The sequence below is a fragment of the bacterium genome, assembly GCA_016708315.1.
Classification (GTDB): domain Bacteria; phylum Zixibacteria; class MSB-5A5; order CAIYYT01; family CAIYYT01; genus JADJGC01.
Window position 1 is genome coordinate 273,633 of sequence record JADJGC010000003.1, and the last position, 20,422, is coordinate 294,054.

Here is a 20,422-nt window from a genome sequence, read left to right on the forward strand (position 1 = left end):
CAGGCGCGAGAACCTTGCGCGCTTAGCTCGCGCTTCCATTTGCTTCAGTCCCGCCGTTGTGTTTCTTAACAGCGACATAGAAGAGGTAAACAACCAATGCCGCAAACGGTACAAGCGCCCACAGGTCACTTTCGGCCCAGGATCCGAGCCAATGCGATTTATCGAATATTGTATTCCAACCAAGTATGTAGAAGATCGCTTGCGTTAATCCGGCAATTGCCCCACCGGCGATCAACCCGCTGGCCAACAGCACTCCCGGTGAAAATTCAGCTTCGGTGCCGCCAGCGCTCTTGGTCTTACGGTCGGCTAACCAACGTACAATCCCGCCGACAAAGATCGGTGTCGACGTCGAAATCGGCAAGTACAGCCCGACTGCAAAAGGCAGCGCCGAGACCCCGACTAACTCCATGATTAGGGCGAGTGCAATTCCGATGAGTACCAGTGCCCAAGGTAACTTGTGTGTCAAGATTCCGTCGATTATCAGACTAAACAAGCGTGCTTTGGGAGCATCATACTTTGTAATCGGCACAAGACGATGCGACAGAGCTCCAGTGGAATCGACCAGATACGTACCCGCCGGAACCCCTGTTCGCTCTTCATCTAAGGTCAGAATCTTCTGCGATCCATCCGCTGTCAGGAAAGTAGCAGTGGTGTCGGGAAGGACACCACTCTGGAAGCTGCGATACGGAGTATCATTTACACGTTCTGCCCGCCAGAGATCTGAACCGCAAACTCCGGGATCGATCAAATAAACGATCTTGGCTTCATCATTGACCAAGTAACGTCCAGTCGGAACACTCCCGGTCAGCTCGGAAATCGAGATTTGTTTGAAAGTCTTGCCATCATACTCGACCTGTCTGGCATCCGCAGGGATTGATGCCGTGAAATCAGGGTAGTTGCGAGCCGAGTATGTCGTCATCGCCTGATTCAACGACAATAGTGTCCAGCCAATGGCCAACGAACTCGTGACGACACCGATGATAATGCCGATCTGCTGCCGCGACGGCGTGGCGCCGAGAAGAAAGCCGGTTTTCAAGTCTTGCGAAATGGTTCCGCCGTTAGAAGCAGCGACGCAAACTATGGCGGCAGTGGTCAAAGCCATGACGCGGTAGTCGATTGTTGTCCAGTCTACAACCAAGAAGAGTAGACATGTTATGAGCAAGGTTGCCACAGTCATGCCGGAGATCGGGTTCGATGATGAACCGATTTCACCGGTAATTCGGCTTGAGACGGTTACAAAGAAGAAGCCAAAAACGACAATCAATACTGAGGGAACAAACTTGATGTTAAGTATCGGAGCCGCCCATATCGCCGCGACCAGAATAATGCAGCCGCCAAGGACGTAGGGCATCGGAATGTCGCGTTCTGTGCGGATGACTGTTGATTGTGCAGCCCTTTGCCTTGACCCAAGCGCCCCCATACCGCGCTTGAACGCGCCGATAATCGAGGGAATTGAACGGACAAGGCTAATGATTCCTCCAGTTGCCACTGCTCCTGCTCCGATGTAGAGCACGTAGGCGTTTCTGATGGCGCCCGGACTCATGTCCTTGATTAGCGTTGTGGATTCCGGAAACACAGCGCCGGTCAACCCTTCGCCGAAGGCCTTGATCAACGGTATGATAACAATGAATGCCAAACAGCCGCCCGCCATCATATTGGACGCAGTTTTGGCGCCGATGATATAACCAACACCGAGCATTGTCGGTGCGACCTCTGCCGAAATAGATGCGCCTTTGAAGAAGCTAATTGTCCAATCTGATGTTTCTTTCCACCAGCGCACGATCAGGTTTAAGAATCCGAACAGGAACCCGATGCCGCCTCCCAGGAAGACAGTCTTTGCCGACGTCCCCCTTTATCGCCCGCTATTAAGACTTCCGCGCACGCAGTTCCTTCCGGATAGGTGATCTTGCCGTGTTCTTCCACGATCAATCCATGGCGCAGCGGTATCATCATAAGTACGCCGAGTGTGCCGCCAAGGAGCGCAACCAGCAAGATGCGGAACAACTCCAAATCCTGCCCCATGAGGAGCAACGACGGCAAAGTGAAAGCCACGCCGGCGGCAATCGACTCGCCGGCAGAACCCACCGTCTGCACGATGTTGTTTTCGAGTACTGTCGCTTTGCCGAAAGCCCTAAAAATCGTTACCGACAATACCGCGATCGGGATCGATGCCGACACGGTTAGTCCGACCTTGAGACCCAAATAGACCGATGAGGCTGCAAATAATATCCCCAGTATCGATCCGAGGACAATTCCGCGGACGGTCATTTCCGTCACCGATTGCGTCGGAGCGATGTACGGCGTGTGGGTTGTCTGGTGTTTCATATTCGGCGTCCTCCTCGTGTGGTCTGAAACTATATGAAATGAGATATGGAGCTTTTGTCAAGGTTTGTATAGAAAGGATTTCAGCCACATTTCATCGGACTGTTGATTTTGTTGCATTCTTCACCTGCATTTCGATTCTACTTTCAATCTGACACCCTTCGTTCGATTTGCCTATCGATTGGGATGCGAGGACTCACATCTGTTCGAGCTTCGCAAATGCATTGACTTTCACCTACTTTGAGGCATATAATCGAGACATGCAAGATCACTCCTTGGAACTGCCTTGATGCAGGCTCACGACGGATTTCGCGAGTCTCGCAGGAGCTCAAGATTCTAAAGCCGCCCGTCATAAATATGCCTCCACCGTTTCGGCGGTTCTGGTCGCGAATCTACGCCATTGTTGCCTATTACTTGGGGATCTGGCCTGCTGTTTATGCGCTTAGGAAGCTTTCGGGGAAAAGGCCGCTATTGACAGTCTTTACGTTTCATCGGATCACGGATGATAAGTCGATTGGTGCCCACCTCGTCACATACGACAAGGGTATACCTCAACAGCTTTTTGATATTCAAATCGCGCAGATACAAAGATTCTATGAGACGATCACGTTAGAAGAGTTCACCGAAGTAGTAACCGGAAAACGAGTGCTGAAACGCAATTCGGCACTAATAACATTTGACGACGCCGACTCGGAGTTCATCACCCAGGCACTGCCGGTGCTTCTGAAGCACGGCTGCAGCGGTGTAGTTTTTGCACCGACTGATTTTATCGAATCTACGAAGCGCTTCTGGCATTTGCGTGTTTCAAACGCCTTTCATCGAATCGACGAGACGACTTGGCCGAGGGTGCAAGCTTTGGCGCAGGAGTTTCCCGAAGACAAGCGGAATTGGCTCGACAACCTCGATTTCAAGAAACGGGAGGATCTCGCGACCGCTTGTTGGCGATTCAATATTGCGCTGGATCGAATGGCCGAAGAAGAAATCGAGAAATTCGTGGACTCTCTGGAGAAGGTTACCGGCAGAGAGTATGAGTTGGGCATTAAAACGATGTCGTGGCCTGAGCTTAAGCAAATTCGAAGTGCGGGGATTTCAGTTGAATCGCATTCCGCCTCGCATCGGAAACTCGCACGGCTGACCGCCGATCAGGTGTCTGTCGAATTATCTGAGAGTAAGTCGTTGTTGGAGAGAAGGTTGGATGTGACAGTGTCGGCGATTTGCTATCCGGCGGGGTCCTTCGATGAAAAAGTTGCTCAACTTGCACTTGAGGCTGGTTACAAAGTCGGATTTACGACCCAATTCGGATTTATCGAACCTCCGCTGGTCGGGGTAGAATTGCTGACTTTGACGAGGTTTGACATGCGGGGAAGCAACAAATATGAAGTCGCAAGGTTTTTGGGAGAGTTGCCAATAAGGCGACCAAAAAAAAGTTGGCCTCTCAAGAATTGAAGACACGGTCACCTTGCCCGTGCGTGTTTGTATTTTTTTTGTTGATGGGAACTTGTTCGGGTCAGACTTTGTATAGAGTGTGGAAACAACTTAATTCAAATTGAGGAATAGGCTTAGAGAGTCAAGTAACTATCAATTCGATTTCAATCGAATCGGGTGATGCTACGTATTGTGTTTAGCTCTTGTACATTGACTCTGCTACCTTAACCAATTTGGGAGACTGTCTGATTACTGAAGAAACCGTCATTGAAGCTTTGCGCGAGTGTTACGATCCGGAGATACCGGTTAACATTGTCGATCTCGGGTTAGTTTATCAGGTTCGGATCATAGACGGTGATAAGGTAGAAGTTGATTTCACATTGACTGCGCCGGGTTGTGGAATGGCAATGTCGATCAAAGACGACATCCATTCCAAGGTTCTGGCTATCGAGGGAGTCACAGACGCCGTTGTGAACATAGTCTGGGATCCTCTTTGGACGCCGGACAAGATGTCTGAAGACGCCAAGAAGGCATTGGGCTTCGGATAAAACAACTTGACAAGAAACGGGTTCGCCCGTAGATTTATATAGTAAGGGTTACCTCTCCAACCCGACTATTCGCTTCGCAAATAGCAGCTTAAGAACATTTCAAAGTCTGACCGTGATTTAGCGGGAATTTTATCTGGTTAACATAAGTTGAAGCCAAGGTGTTTTTATATGCAAGTAACTTTTAGGCAACCCTTAAACCCTATCCCTGTGAGGGGTGATTCTGAATGAAGCGTTATATCGCTTTAGCAATCGCTCTTTTAATGCTCGTTGTGCCGGCGGTGCTGGCCAAGGACTTAGGCAATCGCGACATCTTCCGTGTCGGTGAGGCATCGTTCATTTCAGAATCGGAATTTACGGTTCCGATTTTGATTTCGCATGACGAAGATCTTGCGGCAATGGACATTCCGCTGACGTACTCAAATGGCGTGACACTTGTGTCAGTCACTTTTGAGAACACCACAGTGGCTGGCTTTGACGTACAGATCGCCAACATCGATCAGCAGAACAATCGCGTGTCTATTGGACTCGTCGATATGGTTAACGCTCCGAAGGAAGACGCTTTCCTGAAGCCGTCTGCTTCCGGTGCCAACAATATCGCGTTGCTTCATTTCAGACTGGATGATCCGAATCTCAAAGTTTTGGAGATCGGCACATTCACGACTGAATTTCCTACGCACGAACTTATGTTTGTGTACAACGAAGTTGTTGACGGTGTTCCGCACGTACGAGACCTCGTACCGGAATTTTCGGGCGGCAGCGTATCGCTGAGCTCCCGTGCACCGGGTGCTGCTCTGCCGACAGATTTTGCTTTGTCGCAGAACGTCCCGAATCCCTTCAATCCGACAACCAACATCTCGTTCGCATTGCCGAAAGATTCCAAAGTAAGTCTCTCGATTTACAATGTACTCGGTCAGCATGTGAAGACTTTGGTTGACGACTATATGCGCGCTGGACAGCAGACTGTCTCTTGGGACGGTACTGATGTAACCGGACGCACAGTAGCATCAGGCGTCTACTTCTACAAGCTGAATGCAAATGAATTCAGCCAGACGAAGAAGATGATGATGTTGAAGTAACCCGACTGTTTCAAAAGAAGCAGGAAACTAACTGAGCACAGCTTAGTGAAGACAAGAAAGCGCCCCGTCGTGAGACGAGGCGCTTCTTTTTGGTCAGTCTCTCAGGACAGATTTTACCAGAACCAACCTACTCCGATAGTCGCGGAGAAGAAGCTGATCTTGTAGTCGTCAAACTGCTGGTACATCCACTGAGCGGAAGGGACGATTGCAAAGCGACGAGTCAAACGGAATTCGCCGCCGGCTCCGAGCATGACGCCGCCGCCTTCGTCTTCAACCGAACCGGCGAAAATCGTTCCAGGAATGTCGAACTCGAGTTCTGCAGTTGCGAACGCCGGGCCGCCCTTGATGAAGAATTGCTCGGCAGGGTAGTAGGTGAGTGTCAGTGCTAAATTGCTGACAGTGACTTTGGCGTCGGCCATTTCGCTACCAGTGTCAATATCATAATCCTTGACCCAGACATTGGACTCGACACCGAGCAGCAGCTTGTTGCTGAGCGACGCGCCGAGTCGAAGATTTCCGGCGCCGCCGCTTTCGGCATCAGAGATAAAGTCAACATCATCGTTCTCGTCGTCTAGTTCGACCTTCAGACTGCCCCAGCCCAAGCCAAAGCCGATGTAGAAACCGGAGTGGGTAGCAGGTTTGAGTTCTGCGTGAGCGGCCGTTGTGAAGGCTAGCAACAGTACCGCAATAAGAAATTTCAACTTCATTGATTCCTCCTGTTAAATCCTAAGCTTCATCCAATGCGTTAGCCACCTATTTTACAATTTAGCATGGCTTTTGCACTAAGACTATTTGGACAAAGCTATTTCATGACTTCAAATGTGAATGTGCAAGTTGAATGTACGTCGCTACGTCCGAGCGTCCGCCATGAACTGACTTTTGGAACGGGCTACCAGAAGCGCGCAAATTCGAAGGTCAGCCCGATAGAATTTACCGAGAACTGGTCAAAGTCGGCATAAACGTAGTGGAACGTCGGGAGTATCGAATAGTGATTTGACAATCGAATATCTGCGCCAATTGCGAACTGCATCCCCATCGCATAGTCCGATACCTCGTAGTATTCGAAAGACTCAGCAGCGGTTTTGAAGTCGTAAGACATGCGGGCAACAGCCGGTCCACCTTTTACGAAGATTGAGGTATTGAGATAGTACGTCAAGACGAGTGCGGAAGTGCCAAACTCCCAGTCGGTTTCGTCAATTTCGAAAAGAACACCATTCGATTCAATTCCAAGCAAGACATTGCGCTTGATGATAAACCCAAGCCGTACTGTAGCAAACAATCCGGAGGCTCGACCTTTGTGATCGTCTCCATTGACAAATCCATGCGAAGTGCTTCCCGTGCCTAAGCCGAATCCCAAGTAAACGTCCTTGACTCCAGACTTTTCGAAGCGCTGAGCATGTAATGGGCTTGCCGATGCCAAAGTCAATGCGAACCCCAATACGACGGCAAGTGCGATGTTCCGTAATTTCATAATTCCCACCTTCTGATTGCCAGACATCTCCCTTGAGATATCCTCTAATGATGATTCTTAAGCAACGCCAACCCTAAGTTGCTGCAACGAGTATTCCAAGAGACTCAGAACATTCATCTTGCCCGATTTACCGACTTCGATTTCGGGTCCGACGCAAGAGGGACAGCCGAATTCGCAGTCGCAGTCATGGACGAGTTGCTTGGCGGCGGCGAATATCTCCGGTGCGACTCGGAAAAGCTTCTGAGCATAGCCGACGCCGCCTGGTACCGATTCGTAAATGTAAATAGTCGGCTTTTCGGTGAAGGCCGACTTAACCTGCGAAACAGCACGCAAATCGCGTGGATCGCACATCAGGTAAATCGGCGAAACGATCTGAAGCACATTTGCCATTCCGCGAAGTGCGGCGCCAAGGTTGGCGCGTCCAAAGCCGAGTTCTTCGCCGATCTCTTCGTGAAACTCCTGCCAGAAGGAAGTCGTGTGCATCTCGATTTCGGGCATTGCCAGTTTGCCGGAACCGACATTTTCATGAGTCTCGAACTTGATCTTCTTAAAGAGAACCGTGACGTTGGTAATCGAGATTTCGCCCCAAGAGATTGGCCCTGAGTCCTGATTGATTTCGAGGACTTTCAAATCCGCCTTGGTTTCTGCATCAGTATAGTAATCGACCTTATCTTCCTTGACATAGGCCTTCTTGCCCTCCCAATCCAACTCCTGCACCTGATATTGATTCCCAAGATGGATGTAGATTGCCTCGGGATGAAGCAGCATCGGTGCAGAGAAATAGTCAACCTCGCCAATTACGCGATTACCATTTGAGGTATTGAGAATGACGAAGTTGTCTGGCGATGCGGAGCGAAGAGAGACTTCCGATGCCGGATAGATTTCAGATGACCAGTGCCAGCGATCGGCGGAGAAGCGGAGGACACCGCGGCTCTGCAAGTACTCCAGTACTTCGGCGGTCGTATCAACACCCATGACTTCGTCCTTGTGAAAGGGAAGTTCGAATGCCGCGCATTTCAAGTGTGATGTGAGGATCACGAAATTGTTCGGGTCGATAACTCCCATCTCAGCTGGCGATTCGAAAAAGTACTCAGGATGGGATACGACATATTGATTTATCGCTGAACTCGATGCAACCATGATTGAGATGCTAACGGTATTTTTGCGCCCTGCACGGCCGGCTTGTTGGCGGGTTGAAGCAATAGTGCCGGGATAGCCGCAGATTATTGAGACATCGAGCGAGCCAATGTCGATTCCAAGTTCGAGGGCATTGGTCGAAACGACTGCCGTGATGTCGCCGGATCTGAGATCGCGCTCGATTTCACGGCGTTCGTTTGGAAGATAGCCGCCGCGATAGCCCTCAATACGCGCGCCGGTATTGTCGCGCCTGAGATAGGTTAACAGCAATTCGACGTTTAATCGATAAGGGACGAAAACTATGCTCTGGACTTTGTTGTTGATGAATCGCTTGGCAATGCGGCTTGTTTCGAGCAGGGAAGACTTGCGAATACCCAACTGCGCGTTTATAACTGGCGGATTGTAAAAGACGAAGTGCTTTTCGCCAGATGGAGCACCGTTCTTGTCGACCAATTCCATCGGCTGTTGCGTTAACTGCTCGGCAAGCTCTTTCGGGTTGCGAATGGTGGCAGAGCAGCAGATAAACTGGGGATTCGATCCATAGAATTTGCAGATACGTTCCAATCGACGCAGCACATTAGCCAAATGGGAACCGAACACACCGCGGTATGTGTGAACTTCATCAATGACGATGAATTTGAGATTCTCAAAAAGTTTGATCCACTTCGTGTGATGCGGAAGAACTCCCGAGTGCAACATATCCGGATTGGTGACAACGATGTGTCCGGCCTTGCGTATCTTGCGGCGTGTTTCTGCCGGAGTGTCGCCATCGAAGGTGTAGGTATTTATCTCTAAGCCAAGGTCGTTGATCACTTCGTGCAATTCGACCATTTGGTCTTGGGATAGCGCCTTGGTCGGAAAGAGATAGAGAGCTCGTGCTTCAGGCTCGGCAATCATGCGGGAAAGGACCGGCAGATTATAGCAGAGCGTCTTTCCGGAAGCAGTTGGCGTGACGACAGTAACATTTTTTCCGGTAGCTACATGATTGAAGACCTCGGCTTGGTGGGTATATAGCCGGTGAATTCGCCGTTTACCAAATGCGTCCTTGAGAATTTGCGGGACGGAATCGGGGAAGTCTACGTATTGTGCGTCACGAGGCGGCTGGACATGCCAACGTGTCACGTTCTCCATGAACGAACTGTCGTTTCGCAGTTGGTCAAGAACCTGTGTTACATTGAGCATGCTACATTACTTTCATGTAGGTGCGCTTGCAGATGTCGCAGAACTTCTCGGTTTTTTGGTCGATGTCGAACATCTCGCTGGAGTTGTACATGACGCACTTGGGATTGCGACAATAGGGGATTGAAAAAAGCGCTCCGACGACACGAGTCGCTTCCTTGACAAGGCGCTGGTAGATCATCTTCTCATCATCAGGAAGACCGTAAAACTGCTGTTTGAGTTGAAACAGCGAGACTATTGCTGTACCGCCGACAGAATCGGCATCACTTACCAACGAATGATGGCGTGTGCTGTAGATGTCATCTTCGACGATGCCAAGTATCTTTTCTTTATCGCTGGCTTTGAGTAGCTCCAGCTTCTGCAGTATCATCGTCGAGAAGTATTGGCCCTTGATGACGTCGTACGCCTCGTTCGGAACCTTGATACCCTGGAGAATATCGACGCTGTGTCCGAACCGGCTCGAAAGCGCCGTCGATAGCTTGTTTATCTGGAAATAGTCGACATCGCCAAGCGGGACGATGACAATTTTGGCTCTGTATCTTTTCATGTCATTTCAAAAAACTGCGAAGTACTTCCATCGGGTGAAATGTTGACGCGCATTTGGCGGGCGCATTTCGGGCACCAACCTACAAATGCCGTTTGCTGTTTGTTGATGTAAATGCGGCTGTATACCTTGCAGCATTTAAACATCACACCGAGGAAGGGACGCGGGTTGCCTTTCTTTTCCATATTACAGCCGCTTTAGAATCAATCGCTCCTTACCTGGATCATCATCACCAATTGTGATGCAGTCAAGGAATCCGGAAGTGAATTCGGTCAATTGGGAACTTTGCCGGGAGTAGCCAATTGCCATGGGTTCTCCAGCAGTAACTTTAGAGCCGATTTTGCACAGCAACTCGATTCCAGCAAGGTAGTCTATCTTGTCGGCGACTGCCTGCCGGCCAGCTCCCATTCGGACTGCCAAGAAGCCGAGCCTTCCAGTATCAATCGCGATAATATAGCCAGAACGAGGAGATTTCACAATTGCCTTATGCGCCGTTTTCATCATTCGTTCCGGTCTCTCGAAGACCTTAATGTCGCCGCCACATGAGCTTATGTAACGACACCATGACTCGTAAGCGGAACCGGAGGTGAGTGCTGACTTCATTTGACGGATTCCTGCCGACTTGTTAGTTTCAACTCCGGCGACAGACAGCATTGAAGCGCCAAGCTCCAGAGTGAGTTCAATCGTGTCGCTCGAACCGCCGCCTTTCAGGACTTCCACCGTCTCGACGATTTCAAGAAAATTGCCGATCATCCGACCCGTCGGTTGATTCATGTTCGTGATTAGCGCCCGGGCAGGGAGTCTGTTGGAAAGTGATACCGCAAGCAGTGATTTGGCGAGATTTTGGGCGTCGCGTGACGATTTCATGAAAGCGCCGGAGCCGCATTTAACATCGAATACGATACCATCTGACTTGAGCGCCAATTTCTTGGACATGATGCTGGCGACGATTAGGGGAATAGACTCAACTGTACCGCTGGCATCGCGCAAGGCATAGATTTTCTTGTCAGCTGGGGCAATTTGAGCAGTCTGTCCTGTAACAGCCCAATGGTGTTTCTTGAGCAACTTACCGAAGTTCGTTGTCGAGTGAAATACCTGCATTCCGGGAATTGACTCGAGCTTGTCGAGAGTGCCACCAGTATGACCCAAGCCGCGTCCCGAAAACATCCCAACGGCGATGCCACACTGTGCTAGCAGGGGAGATAGCGTCAAGGATAGTTTATCGCCGACTCCGCCGGTAGAGTGTTTGTCGATGAGTGGGCGGTCGAGACCTTCCACCTGGACTGTCGTTCCGGATGCGAGCATGGCTTTCGTAAGGGCCGATGTTTCGGTAGTGCTCAAGCCATTGATGAACGATGCCATTAAGAGCGATGACATTTGATAATCAGGAATTTTGCCGGCGGTGTACTGCTTGACAACAAATTGAATCTCTGACGCATCAAGTTCACGACCGTCGCGCTTGGTAGCGATTATCTCGTAGATCGATTTCATGAACGATTGCGAAGTTCAGCGATTATTGCGACGCCGGAAGATGTACCGATGCGAGAGGCACCAGCTTCGATCATTGCCAAAGCTTGAGGCAGGTTACGAATGCCACCAGATGCTTTGACGGCAATGCGGTTGCCGACAGTCTCAAATAAGAGCGCGACATCCTCGACAGTTGCTTGGCCAAACATGCCGGTTGACGTCTTGACGAAGTCGACGCCACAATCGGCAGCGATCGTGGCAGCTGTGATCTTCTCTTCACGACTGAGCAGTGTGCACTCCAGAATAACTTTCAGGGTGGTTTGGCGAGAGAGGGCATTTCGGACACCGGCGATGTCTTTCTCATAAACAGCCCAATTTCCCGATTTGATGGCTCCGACATTGGCAACCATGTCGATTTCTTCGGCACCGTGGTTCTCGCTCTCCTGGCCCTCGAATATCTTCACTTCGGTCGTAGTTGCTCCCAGAGGGAAACCAGCTACAGAGCCGAGTCGCACACCTGAACCCCTGAGTAACTGGGCGCACATGGCGGTATAGGTGGGATTGATGAAGATCGCCTTGTAATGATACTCAATTGCTTCAGCACAGAGTTTCTCGATGTCACTTGCTGAAGTTTCTGTCTTTAGGACTGCGGCATCGATATAGCTGGCGAGATCAATATCATTGCGGATTCGATTGCGAAAGTCACGGTTATTGTCGCGTTCAGACATTGCATACCTCATTAGCCACCCTTGAGCAAAGCTATGCGTTTATTGGCGGAATGGTATCACTTTTTTAGGACAAACGGAGATGGATAGAGCTTCTTGAGGGAAGTCTTTTTGACCTTGCCGTCGCAGTTCACCAAGAGGATAGGCAGGTCATCACAGAATTCAGACAACACTTGAAGGCAGGCTCCGCAGGGGGTAATGAAGTCTTTGGTGTTCGACGACAACGCGAGTCGGCGAAAGGTCCGGTCGCGATTGGCAACAGCAGAGAAAACGGCTACACGTTCTGCGCAGACAGTCAAGCCGTAAGAGCGATTCTCAATATTAGTCCCAACATAGATGAAACGTGAAGTCTCGAGTGCCGCACCAACCTTGAACTTGGAATAGGGAGAGTAAGAATGGGATAAGACGGCTTGGCTACTTAAGACAAGTTCCTGTTCGGTGAATAGTTTCATATCTGTCTATGCCTCCCGATTACGCTTTGTATGCCAGATAGAATACACGCAACGCAGTCTTCAGGGTTTGATCGGCCTTTTGGGGCGTTGCAGTGATTTTCGAGAATCCATATCGACGCAGTAGAGTAACGATATCGTTATGAGGATAACCACGCTCGTAGAAGGTTTCCTTGAAACGGTCAACTGCACCGCCAGCGGAACGCACGTAGCCGTGAATTGTGATTTCTGCAAGCCGTTCAGCGCGGTCATACTTGCCTTTCATCAAAACCGCGTGCTGATCCTGTTTTGAGAAGAGGACAGCATCCCATCGACCGAGCCCGATGGCAGTGTTGACGTCGAAGATGAAGAAACCGCCCGGTTTGGTATGTGAAGATGCCATTTTGATAAACTGCTCGAATTTTTCAGGATCGACGATGTGATTTGCGGCATCGAAGAAGCACCCCACCGCATCAAATTGACGATGGAGGTTATAGCGCGCCATATCGCGCTTAATGAACTTGGGAGTCTGCTTGCCCTTGAAGTGACGCAAGCGCTCAGCCGCCATCGTGAGCATTTCCTGCGAGCGGTCAAGACCCACTACGTCAATTCCCATACGGGCTACCGTGAACGCCAATGAGCCAGTACCGCACGCAAGATCAAGATACGTTTTCACGCGATGTCGGGTTAGTAGCGGCTTGAGGCGTGGCAGGGCAATGTCATGGAATTCGTTCCAGCCAAGGAGGTCGTAGTATTTTGCGATGCTTTTGTACAGGTTCGTCCTAACCCTTCAGGATTGAGTTGTATTTTCCGCGGTCCTTGAGAACATCCATCGCCTGGCGAACGGCGGGATCTTCCTTGGTAATAACCTCTTCGTAAACAGCAGAATCACCAAACTTAATATAGAGAATCTCGCGACGCAACGCTGACCGAATGAATTCGCGTCCCCGGTCGAAGTCTAGTTCTTTCTCTCGCGTGATTGCTTTGCGCAGCGCCTCAATCTCTGCGGTCAGAGCTTTCGACTTACCTTCATTTGTCGCGGCCGATTCAAGACTAGCAAGCAATTCTTCGGTGCTGCTGGTGTAGGTAAAGCCTTTGGAGCGAACAAAGGAACGGAAATCGCGAATCATTTCATCCGTCACAACAAAATCACGTGCTATCGCCTTTATCTTGGCCGTATGTGCAACTGCGTACTGGAAGAACAGATTCTCGCGCGACAAATTGTGTTCAAGCGGCAGGAGTCCCTTTCGGACGATGGGCACATCGGGCGTTATGCCCCCGCCTCCGAACACTTTACGCCCGTTGTTTGTCTTGAATACTTTCGGGTCGGACTTTGCCAGCTTGGAAAGTTCTTTATCGAGATTGCCGTTCTTGAAGGAACGTTCAGGTTTTTGAATTGATCGGCCGGAAGGAATGTAATACTTGGAAGTTGTCAGTTTCAGCGCGTATTCAGAACCTTCCCACTCAAAGACATTTTGCACCAATCCCTTGCCGTAGGTAACCGTGCCCATAATCACACCTCGGTCCAAATCTTGCACCGCGCCAGAAACAATCTCGGCGGCAGAAGCTGTTCCGCTGTCAACCAAAACGACCAGATCACCGTCAGGGAAGATCGGATCTCCCGTCGAGAGGTAGCGGCGCTGTGTCGACTGCGACTGCCCCTTGGTATAGACGACGAGCTTATCCTTTGGAACGAATTGGCTAACGACAGAAATCGCCTGGTCCATCAAGCCGCCTCCATTTGACCGAAGGTCGAGGATAAGGGATCGGCAGCCTCGACTCTTTAGTTCACGAAGCGCGGACTCAAATTCGTCACCGGCTTTTTCGGCGAATTTTGAGATTCGCACGTAGCCTACGTTTTGGTCGAGCATACCTGAGTACTTAACAGGGTGAAGCTCTACTACGGCTCGTTCGACAACATATTCCATCGGGTTGACCACGCCGGGCCGTTCGATTGTTAGTCGGACGCTGGTACCGGATTTGCCCCGCGCCAAGTCATTGAATTCAGAATTGGTTAGTCGGGAGACTTCGCGTCCCTCAATTTTTACGATCTTATCTCCGGGAAGGAGGCCGAGTTTCGAGGCAGGCGCACCCTCCAGCGGTGTGATGATGGTAACTTCACCGTCGCGGTAGTCAATGTCGATGCCAATACCTTCGTACCGTCCCGTCGCGGCTTCGCGAAGAGCTTCATAGTCGTCGGTGCGAAGCAGAACACTGTAAGGGTCAAGATTTGCAAGCATACCCTCGTAGCTCGAATTGAAAAGGTCATCGAGGTTTACTTCGTCCATGTAATTCTCGCGAATCGACAGGGCGATGTCGGAGATGATCTTGGTGTAGTAGGCTATTGAGCGGCCACCGCGAGCGGGCTTAGACTTGTCGCCAGTTTGCGACACCGCGGCTGCTGCGAATACACCGACAATCAGAATGACGAGAATTGCGCAATATGATTTCTGATAGCGCTTCAATCCAAACCTCCATGAAGACGAGTACTTGCGAATCTACGAGTTCAATCCGCCGTGTCAAGGAAAGCTGCACAAAACAGCTCCCCAAGTCTTGTCGAGCGAGGTGTTGCGGCGTTCGCAATAAAAAAGGCGGCCGCAAATTGCGACCGCCTTGGATATTCGGATTCCGGCAGATTAGCCTTTGTCGTCTTCCTTCTTGCTCGGTTTAAGAAGGGTGCCGTACTTGGCTTTGTCCTTCAGTAACTCAAGCGCCTGCTTGACGTGCTTATCTTCCTTCATTGTGATCTGTTCGTATATGCCGCGTTCGCCGTATTCACTACGGAGCACTTCGCGCTTTATTGACTGACGGATGTAGTCGATCGAGGCGTCAAAGTCCTTCACTTTTTCCTTCTCGATCAACTGCTTCATTTCCTTGATATCGGAGGCAAAGAGATCGCTCTTCTCCATCTCCTTCGCAGTCGCTTCAAACTTCTCAAGGTCAAGTTCCAAGCCAGTCTTGTAGTCGAATGCCTTTTCCTTCAGGAAACTGCGGAAGTCATTGACGATGGCGTCGGTGACTTCGAAATCCTTGGGGGTATTCTTGTGTTTGGTCGCATATTCAATCGCGTATTCAGAAAACATGTTTTTGCGGACGAGATTATATTCGATCGGCTTCCACAATTCGTCTTCGACAACAACGTCAGGAACGACACCGCCACCGCCGAATACCTTGCGTCCGGCATTGGTGAAGAAGACTTCGCGCGCATCGCCTAACTCTGAGTTCTTCTCCTCGAGTACTATTTCTTCTTCAGTCATGTTTTCCATGTGCTTTTTGGCACGTTCCGGTTTCTGGATGCAACGCCCCGACGGGATGTAGTACTTCGCGGTTGTGAGCTTAAGAGCTGCTTCACCGTTCTGCCCGCCGAAGACCTGCTGAACCAGACCCTTACCAAAGGTAGTGTTACCGACGATTACGCCGCGGTCCCAATCCTGAAGGGCGCCAGACACGATTTCAGAGGCTGATGCGGTGCCGCCATTGACTAGCACGACAAGATCGCCTTCGGGGAAGAGAGGTTCGGATTCAGAGAAGTACTTTTTCTGAGAAGTTGGGTACTTGCCTTGGGTGTAAACGACCAATTTTTCTTTGGGCAGGAAGAGATTGGCGACACTAATCGCCTGATCCAATAGACCGCCGCCATTGGAGCGTAGGTCGAAAATCAAGGACTTGATGCCCATGTTGGTCTTCATATCAGTTATGGCTTTCACCAGTTCGTCGGTTGTTGTTTCGGCAAACTTGTCGATGCGGACATAGCCGACACCCGGCTCAACGAGGCCATAGTAGCGCACGGAATTGAGTTCGATAACGGCGCGCTCAACGTCATACTCCATTGGATAGTCGATGCCAGGGCGTTGGATAGAGAGCTTCACCTTTGAACCGGCCGGACCGCGCATCAAGTTGGCGGCCTCATCGGTCTTCATCCCATCGGTCGAGACTGTATCGATTTTCATGATCTTGTCGCCAGCCTTAAATCCCATTCGCCATGCTGGTGTACCCTCCATTGGGGACACAATGGTTACACGGCCATCGCGAAGGTCAATTTGCATACCAACGCCTTCATACTTGCCGTGAGTGCTTTCCATCAGCGACTCATAGGATTTTGGCTTGAGCACAACGCTATATGGGTCAAGATTGGATAGCATTCCTTCAATACCGGCTTCAATCAAGCTTTCTGGATCAACCTCTTCCATGTAGCGGGAGTGAATCCTGTAGGCAATATCAGCCATCATTTTGGTGTAGTAAGCAATCGAGTGATTGCGTGAATCGACTGGAGGTTGTTGGTCGACAGGCGGGTTTGTAGTTGTTTGGGCAAAGAGGTCTTTGCCGTACACCGCGCTTTGCAGCGTCGATTGAGCTGCATCGCCGGAGCCGACGATCCAAATGACGCTGAGCGCCACAATCGCCAGCATCAGGGCGTAGAGCTTAAGTCTAAATTCGGTCTTCATCAGATTCTTCCTCCGGGCTGAGAATGCTATATTCCATGGAGTAATTAATCAAGTTAAAGCTGCTTCGTTGTCGCTTTACGCTACAATATCGGTCGCTATCTTCTTCATTTACAACGTTTATACAACTCTTTTTGTTTCAAAGTTCTCATTTTCAATAACATACGCCAATTGCTCCAAAGTGATGCCCTGGCGATACTATCCCAGACAATACATAGTGAGAAACGTGCCGAGAATATGGTAATTGTAACTAATTCTTGTAAGCTTATGCAACATTGCGATTTGGGAGTCGTAACATCCATTTAATTCCACGTACTGCAAGCGGAATGGCCGATATGCAGTGATTTGACTTGCATGGAAGAAGACATATATTGCAACACCATAGACTAGTTAAGTGAGCAAAAGCAGATTTGGAAATGTTCATAAAACGAACAATGTCGACGCCCATAGGTGATCTTGTGCTGGTGGGGACCACCAATGCAGTTGAGTACATCCGCTTTGGAGTTGGGAAGTTGCCGGTTCGCTATGCAGGGCACTCCACAGAAACCAAGGGAGCATTTCGGATCGCAGAGGAACAACTGCAGGAATATTTCGAAGGCACGCGGAAGAAATTCTCGTTTCCCATCGAATTGTTGGCAAGCGGTTTTCAGAGAAGTGCGTTGATAGCGCTTCAGAAAGTCGGTTACGGCAAAACTGTAAGTTACAAGGAACTCGCCAAGATGGCCGGGTCGGAAAAAGCATTTCGAGCAGCGGGCACCGCGTGTGCTGGGAACCCATTGCCAATCGTCATACCATGCCACCGTGTGTTGAAGGCTGATGGCTCATTAGGCGGATTCGGCGGCGGCATCGAAACAAAAAAAATGCTGCTCGATATCGAGCAGGCAAAATATCGCGAATAAACCACTAGAGATAGAGGAAGTTATGGATCCAAGAGTTGGAAAATTGGCAGAAGTAATGGTCGACTATTCACTGAGCATCAAAAAGGGCGATTCCTTCAAGATACGCGGACCATACCACGCTTTGCCGCTGATCAAGGCAGTCTATTCGCTGGCTCTGAAACGAGGCGCCTACCCCTATGTCGAATTCAACTGTGAGACTCTGGGAGAGGTTCTTATCAAAGAAGCCAATGACGAACAGTTGACGTATATGCATCCGCTTGATATTGAGGAGGCAAAGATGATGGATGCGTACCTGCACATTTGGAGTTCGGAGAATACCAAGTACTTGTCAAACTCCGACTCTGCGAGACAAGCCCTGAATCAGAAGTCGCGGAAAGACTTCCTCGAAGTCTTCTTCCGTCGCGTTGCCGATGGTTCGTTGCGCTGGTGCGGGACAATGTTTCCCGGTCAGTCCGATGCCCAGGAAGCGGAAAAATCGCTAACTGAATTCGAAGACTTTGTTTATTCGGCGGGCTATTGCGATAAAGCCGATCCCGTCTCACAGTGGAAGAAAATCTCCGCAGAGCAGGCAAAGCTATGTACGAGACTTAACAAGCTCTCAACGATACACGTTAAGTCCAGTGATACCGACTTGCGAATGAAAGTTGCCGGACGCAAATGGATCAATTGCGACGGGAAGGAGAATTTCCCAGACGGAGAGGTGTTCACTTCACCGCTGGAAGACTCTACCAATGGAGTGATCACATATACATATCCTGCATGCTACGGCGGAAGGGAAGTCGAAAATGTAAGATTGACATTCAAGGACGGCGTAGTTACTGATTTCAGCGCGGCCAAGAACTACGACTTCCTTAAGAAAATGCTCGAGATGGACGAAGGCGCCAAGCGAGTAGGGGAATTTGCTATCGGCACGAACTACCATGTTCAGACATTTTCAAAGAATACGCTGTTCGATGAAAAAATTGGCGGCACGTGTCATTTGGCAGTCGGCAACTCGATTTACGAATCGGGAGGCACTAACCAGTCTGCATTGCATTGGGATATGGTTTGTGAGTTACGCAAGGGCGGCGAGATTTACGGTGACGACGAGCTGATTTATAAAGACGGCAAATTCGTGCCGGGATTTATTGACTAAGTCATCTGATTATCGAAATTAGTTTCCTTGGGGACGCTTCTGCGTCCCCAAGGGTTATCTCCTCATAAACATTCAGTTTGCTTTTCCTGACTCCAACACATTATCTCTCTCCTGATTATGGCACGAATAGATTTCATGCGCCCCATCGAATTAGGGTTCAAGCCATTGAAGCGCTTGGCACCTGAGAAAATTCTGGCACTCAGTTTCGGTGGGTTCATCTTTGCGATGACATTTGTGCTGATGCTTCCGCAGTGTACAACCGGGGGGACAATCAGTTTTATTGATGCACTATTCACGATTACATCAGCGACTTGCGTGACTGGGCTGACCGTAGTCGACACAGGCACTTATTTCACCCCTCTTGGACAGGGTGTCATTTTGCTGTCGATTCAGCTTGGCGGGATTGGCATTATGACTTTTTCGACATTTCTGCTGTACGTGTTTGGCAGGCGGCTCACAAGTCGAGATACATCCTTATTGAATACAAGCCTTGGTTCGACAAACGGCACAAGTGCAAGAGGGCTGTTGTTGACGGTCGTGATAATCACGGTCATCATCGAAGCAGTTGGGGCGATTCTGTTGTATTCGCGATTTGAACGCGACATGGGAACAAATGACGCAATTTGGTTTTCAGTTTTTCATTCCGTGTCGGCTTTCTGTAATGCCGGATTTGGATTGCTCCCTGACAATCTGATGAAGTACGTCGGAAATCCGACGGTCAACATCACCGTGATGCTGCTGATTATGCTGGGTGGAATCGGATTCGTGGCATTTCTGGAGTTGGAAAGATTCGTGATCTCTAGGTCACGACTACTCCTTGAGAAGCTGGGATTTTTGAAAGATTCGAGTTACTGGCAAGAGGCGCCATTTCGGTTTTCGATTCACTCCAAGATAGTAATCTCGGCTTCACTGTGGCTCGTGTTGATAGGCGCATTGCTGATAGGATTCTTGGAATTCAATAATGTTCAAGAGGGAATGCCTTGGTCAACGCGAATCCTGAGTTCGCTCTTTCAGTCAGTAACTCCGCGAACCGCTGGGTTCAATACAGTCGATATGAGCGCGCTTTCAGGAGCGACGCTGTTTGTGATAATGATCCTGATGTTCATAGGTGCTTCACCGGGTTCGACCGGCGGCGGCATCAAGACCTCGACTTTCGCCGTGCTCTTGGGCATGGTAAGAGCACGCCTGAAACGACAAGATCATGTGGTGTATTTTGACCGGCGCATCAGTTCGTTTCTGCAATCAGAAGCCGTGACTTTTACTATTATCGCTAGCGCGGTTGTGATTGGTGGTGCTCTGCTGCTCCAGATCTTCGAAACAGGGGGCCAAGGACATCGTGCAAGCGGTGAGAAGTTTGTTGAACTGCTGTTTGAAGCTGTATCGGCGTTTGGTACTGTCGGGCTCTCTACTGGTGTCACGCCAAAACTTGCTCCGCTGAGCAAGGTCGTTTTGATTATCTTGATGTTTGTTGGCCGCGTTGGTCCGCTGACATTGGCATTGGCGATTAGTCGATACCGGCAGCCGGCCAAGGTCGTTTATCCTGAGGGCCGTGTAATCATCGGATAGTGTTTTGATGAATCAATTTCTCAAGGCGAATTGATTCTGCCGTTGAGATGGGAGATAG

General features: G+C 49.9%; 19 protein-coding genes. 6 read left to right on the forward strand and 13 right to left on the reverse strand.

What is annotated here, in order from left to right; translation table 11 throughout:
- Window positions 1–22 precede the first annotated feature (22 nt).
- Window positions 23–1,699, reverse strand: coding sequence for an OPT/YSL family transporter (locus IPH59_04190; protein ID MBK7090912.1), 1,677 nt, complete (start codon window positions 1,697–1,699; stop codon window positions 23–25).
- Window positions 1,700–1,788: 89 nt separating this feature from the next.
- Entirely contained in the window at window positions 1,789–2,325 is a 537-nt protein-coding gene (locus tag IPH59_04195) for an OPT/YSL family transporter (protein ID MBK7090913.1), read from the reverse strand.
- Window positions 2,326–2,793: 468 nt separating this feature from the next.
- On the opposite strand from IPH59_04195, the gene IPH59_04200 reads away from it, so the two are divergent.
- The 3 genes from IPH59_04200 (at window position 2,794) to IPH59_04210 (ending at window position 5,371) form a co-directional block, all read left to right on the forward strand.
- On the forward strand, window positions 2,794–3,768 hold the full coding sequence (locus tag IPH59_04200) for a polysaccharide deacetylase family protein (protein ID MBK7090914.1): 975 nt from the start codon (window positions 2,794–2,796) through the stop codon (window positions 3,766–3,768).
- A gap of 224 nt (window positions 3,769–3,992) precedes the next feature.
- The gene (locus tag IPH59_04205) at window positions 3,993–4,295 is read left to right on the forward strand and encodes a metal-sulfur cluster assembly factor (GenBank protein ID MBK7090915.1); all 303 of its coding nucleotides are present in this window, start codon (window positions 3,993–3,995) and stop codon (window positions 4,293–4,295) included.
- Between the two features lie 224 nt (window positions 4,296–4,519).
- The gene (locus IPH59_04210) at window positions 4,520–5,371 is read left to right on the forward strand and encodes a T9SS type A sorting domain-containing protein (GenBank protein MBK7090916.1); all 852 of its coding nucleotides are present in this window, start codon (window positions 4,520–4,522) and stop codon (window positions 5,369–5,371) included.
- 113 nt (window positions 5,372–5,484) lie between these two features.
- Here the strand turns inward: IPH59_04210 and IPH59_04215 are convergent, their stop codons facing one another.
- The 11 genes from IPH59_04215 to IPH59_04265 all read right to left on the reverse strand — a co-directional run bounded on the left by IPH59_04215 (window position 5,485) and on the right by IPH59_04265 (window position 16,767).
- The gene (locus IPH59_04215) at window positions 5,485–6,078 is read right to left on the reverse strand and encodes an outer membrane beta-barrel protein (protein ID MBK7090917.1); all 594 of its coding nucleotides are present in this window, start codon (window positions 6,076–6,078) and stop codon (window positions 5,485–5,487) included.
- A gap of 182 nt (window positions 6,079–6,260) precedes the next feature.
- Window positions 6,261–6,842, reverse strand: a complete 582-nt coding sequence (locus IPH59_04220) for an outer membrane beta-barrel protein (GenBank protein ID MBK7090918.1) — start codon at window positions 6,840–6,842, stop codon at window positions 6,261–6,263.
- A 57-nt stretch (window positions 6,843–6,899) separates the two neighbouring features.
- Window positions 6,900–9,161: a DEAD/DEAH box helicase gene (locus tag IPH59_04225; GenBank protein MBK7090919.1), complete on the reverse strand. Its 2,262-nt coding sequence runs from the start codon at window positions 9,159–9,161 to the stop codon at window positions 6,900–6,902.
- Window position 9,162: 1 nt separating this feature from the next.
- Entirely contained in the window at window positions 9,163–9,705 is a 543-nt protein-coding gene (locus tag IPH59_04230) for a hypothetical protein (protein ID MBK7090920.1), read from the reverse strand.
- The gene (locus IPH59_04235) at window positions 9,702–9,887 is read right to left on the reverse strand and encodes a hypothetical protein (protein MBK7090921.1); all 186 of its coding nucleotides are present in this window, start codon (window positions 9,885–9,887) and stop codon (window positions 9,702–9,704) included. Before IPH59_04235 ends, IPH59_04230 begins: the two co-directional genes overlap by 4 nt.
- A gap of 1 nt (window position 9,888) precedes the next feature.
- Window positions 9,889–11,193: a thymidine phosphorylase gene (locus tag IPH59_04240; GenBank protein MBK7090922.1), complete on the reverse strand. Its 1,305-nt coding sequence runs from the start codon at window positions 11,191–11,193 to the stop codon at window positions 9,889–9,891.
- A complete protein-coding gene (gene deoC / locus IPH59_04245) occupies window positions 11,190–11,897 on the reverse strand; it encodes a deoxyribose-phosphate aldolase (protein ID MBK7090923.1) in 708 nt (235 codons plus the stop codon). The genes IPH59_04240 and deoC overlap by 4 nt, the downstream gene beginning before the upstream one ends.
- A 56-nt stretch (window positions 11,898–11,953) precedes the next feature.
- Window positions 11,954–12,346 carry a cytidine deaminase gene (gene cdd, locus IPH59_04250; protein ID MBK7090924.1) on the reverse strand — a complete coding sequence of 131 codons (393 nt, stop codon included), beginning with the start codon at window positions 12,344–12,346 and terminating at the stop codon, window positions 11,954–11,956.
- A 19-nt stretch (window positions 12,347–12,365) separates the two neighbouring features.
- On the reverse strand, window positions 12,366–12,998 hold the full coding sequence (locus tag IPH59_04255; protein ID MBK7090925.1) for a class I SAM-dependent methyltransferase: 633 nt from the start codon (window positions 12,996–12,998) through the stop codon (window positions 12,366–12,368).
- A 106-nt stretch (window positions 12,999–13,104) separates the two neighbouring features.
- A complete protein-coding gene (locus IPH59_04260; protein MBK7090926.1) occupies window positions 13,105–14,787 on the reverse strand; it encodes a S41 family peptidase in 1,683 nt (560 codons plus the stop codon).
- Between the two features lie 171 nt (window positions 14,788–14,958).
- Window positions 14,959–16,767 carry a S41 family peptidase gene (locus IPH59_04265; GenBank protein MBK7090927.1) on the reverse strand — a complete coding sequence of 603 codons (1,809 nt, stop codon included), beginning with the start codon at window positions 16,765–16,767 and terminating at the stop codon, window positions 14,959–14,961.
- Window positions 16,768–17,180: 413 nt separating this feature from the next.
- Here IPH59_04265 and IPH59_04270 point away from each other — a divergent pair, with 413 nt between their 5' ends.
- The 3 genes from IPH59_04270 (at window position 17,181) to IPH59_04280 (ending at window position 20,364) form a co-directional block, all read left to right on the forward strand.
- Window positions 17,181–17,663 (forward strand): methylated-DNA--[protein]-cysteine S-methyltransferase, encoded by a 483-nt coding sequence (locus tag IPH59_04270; GenBank protein MBK7090928.1) that lies wholly within the window; start codon window positions 17,181–17,183, stop codon window positions 17,661–17,663.
- 22 nt (window positions 17,664–17,685) lie between these two features.
- Complete coding sequence (locus IPH59_04275) at window positions 17,686–18,798, forward strand: aminopeptidase (GenBank protein ID MBK7090929.1); 1,113 nt, start codon at window positions 17,686–17,688, stop codon at window positions 18,796–18,798.
- Between the two features lie 135 nt (window positions 18,799–18,933).
- A complete protein-coding gene (locus IPH59_04280) occupies window positions 18,934–20,364 on the forward strand; it encodes a Trk family potassium uptake protein (protein MBK7090930.1) in 1,431 nt (476 codons plus the stop codon).
- Window positions 20,365–20,422 lie beyond the last annotated feature (58 nt).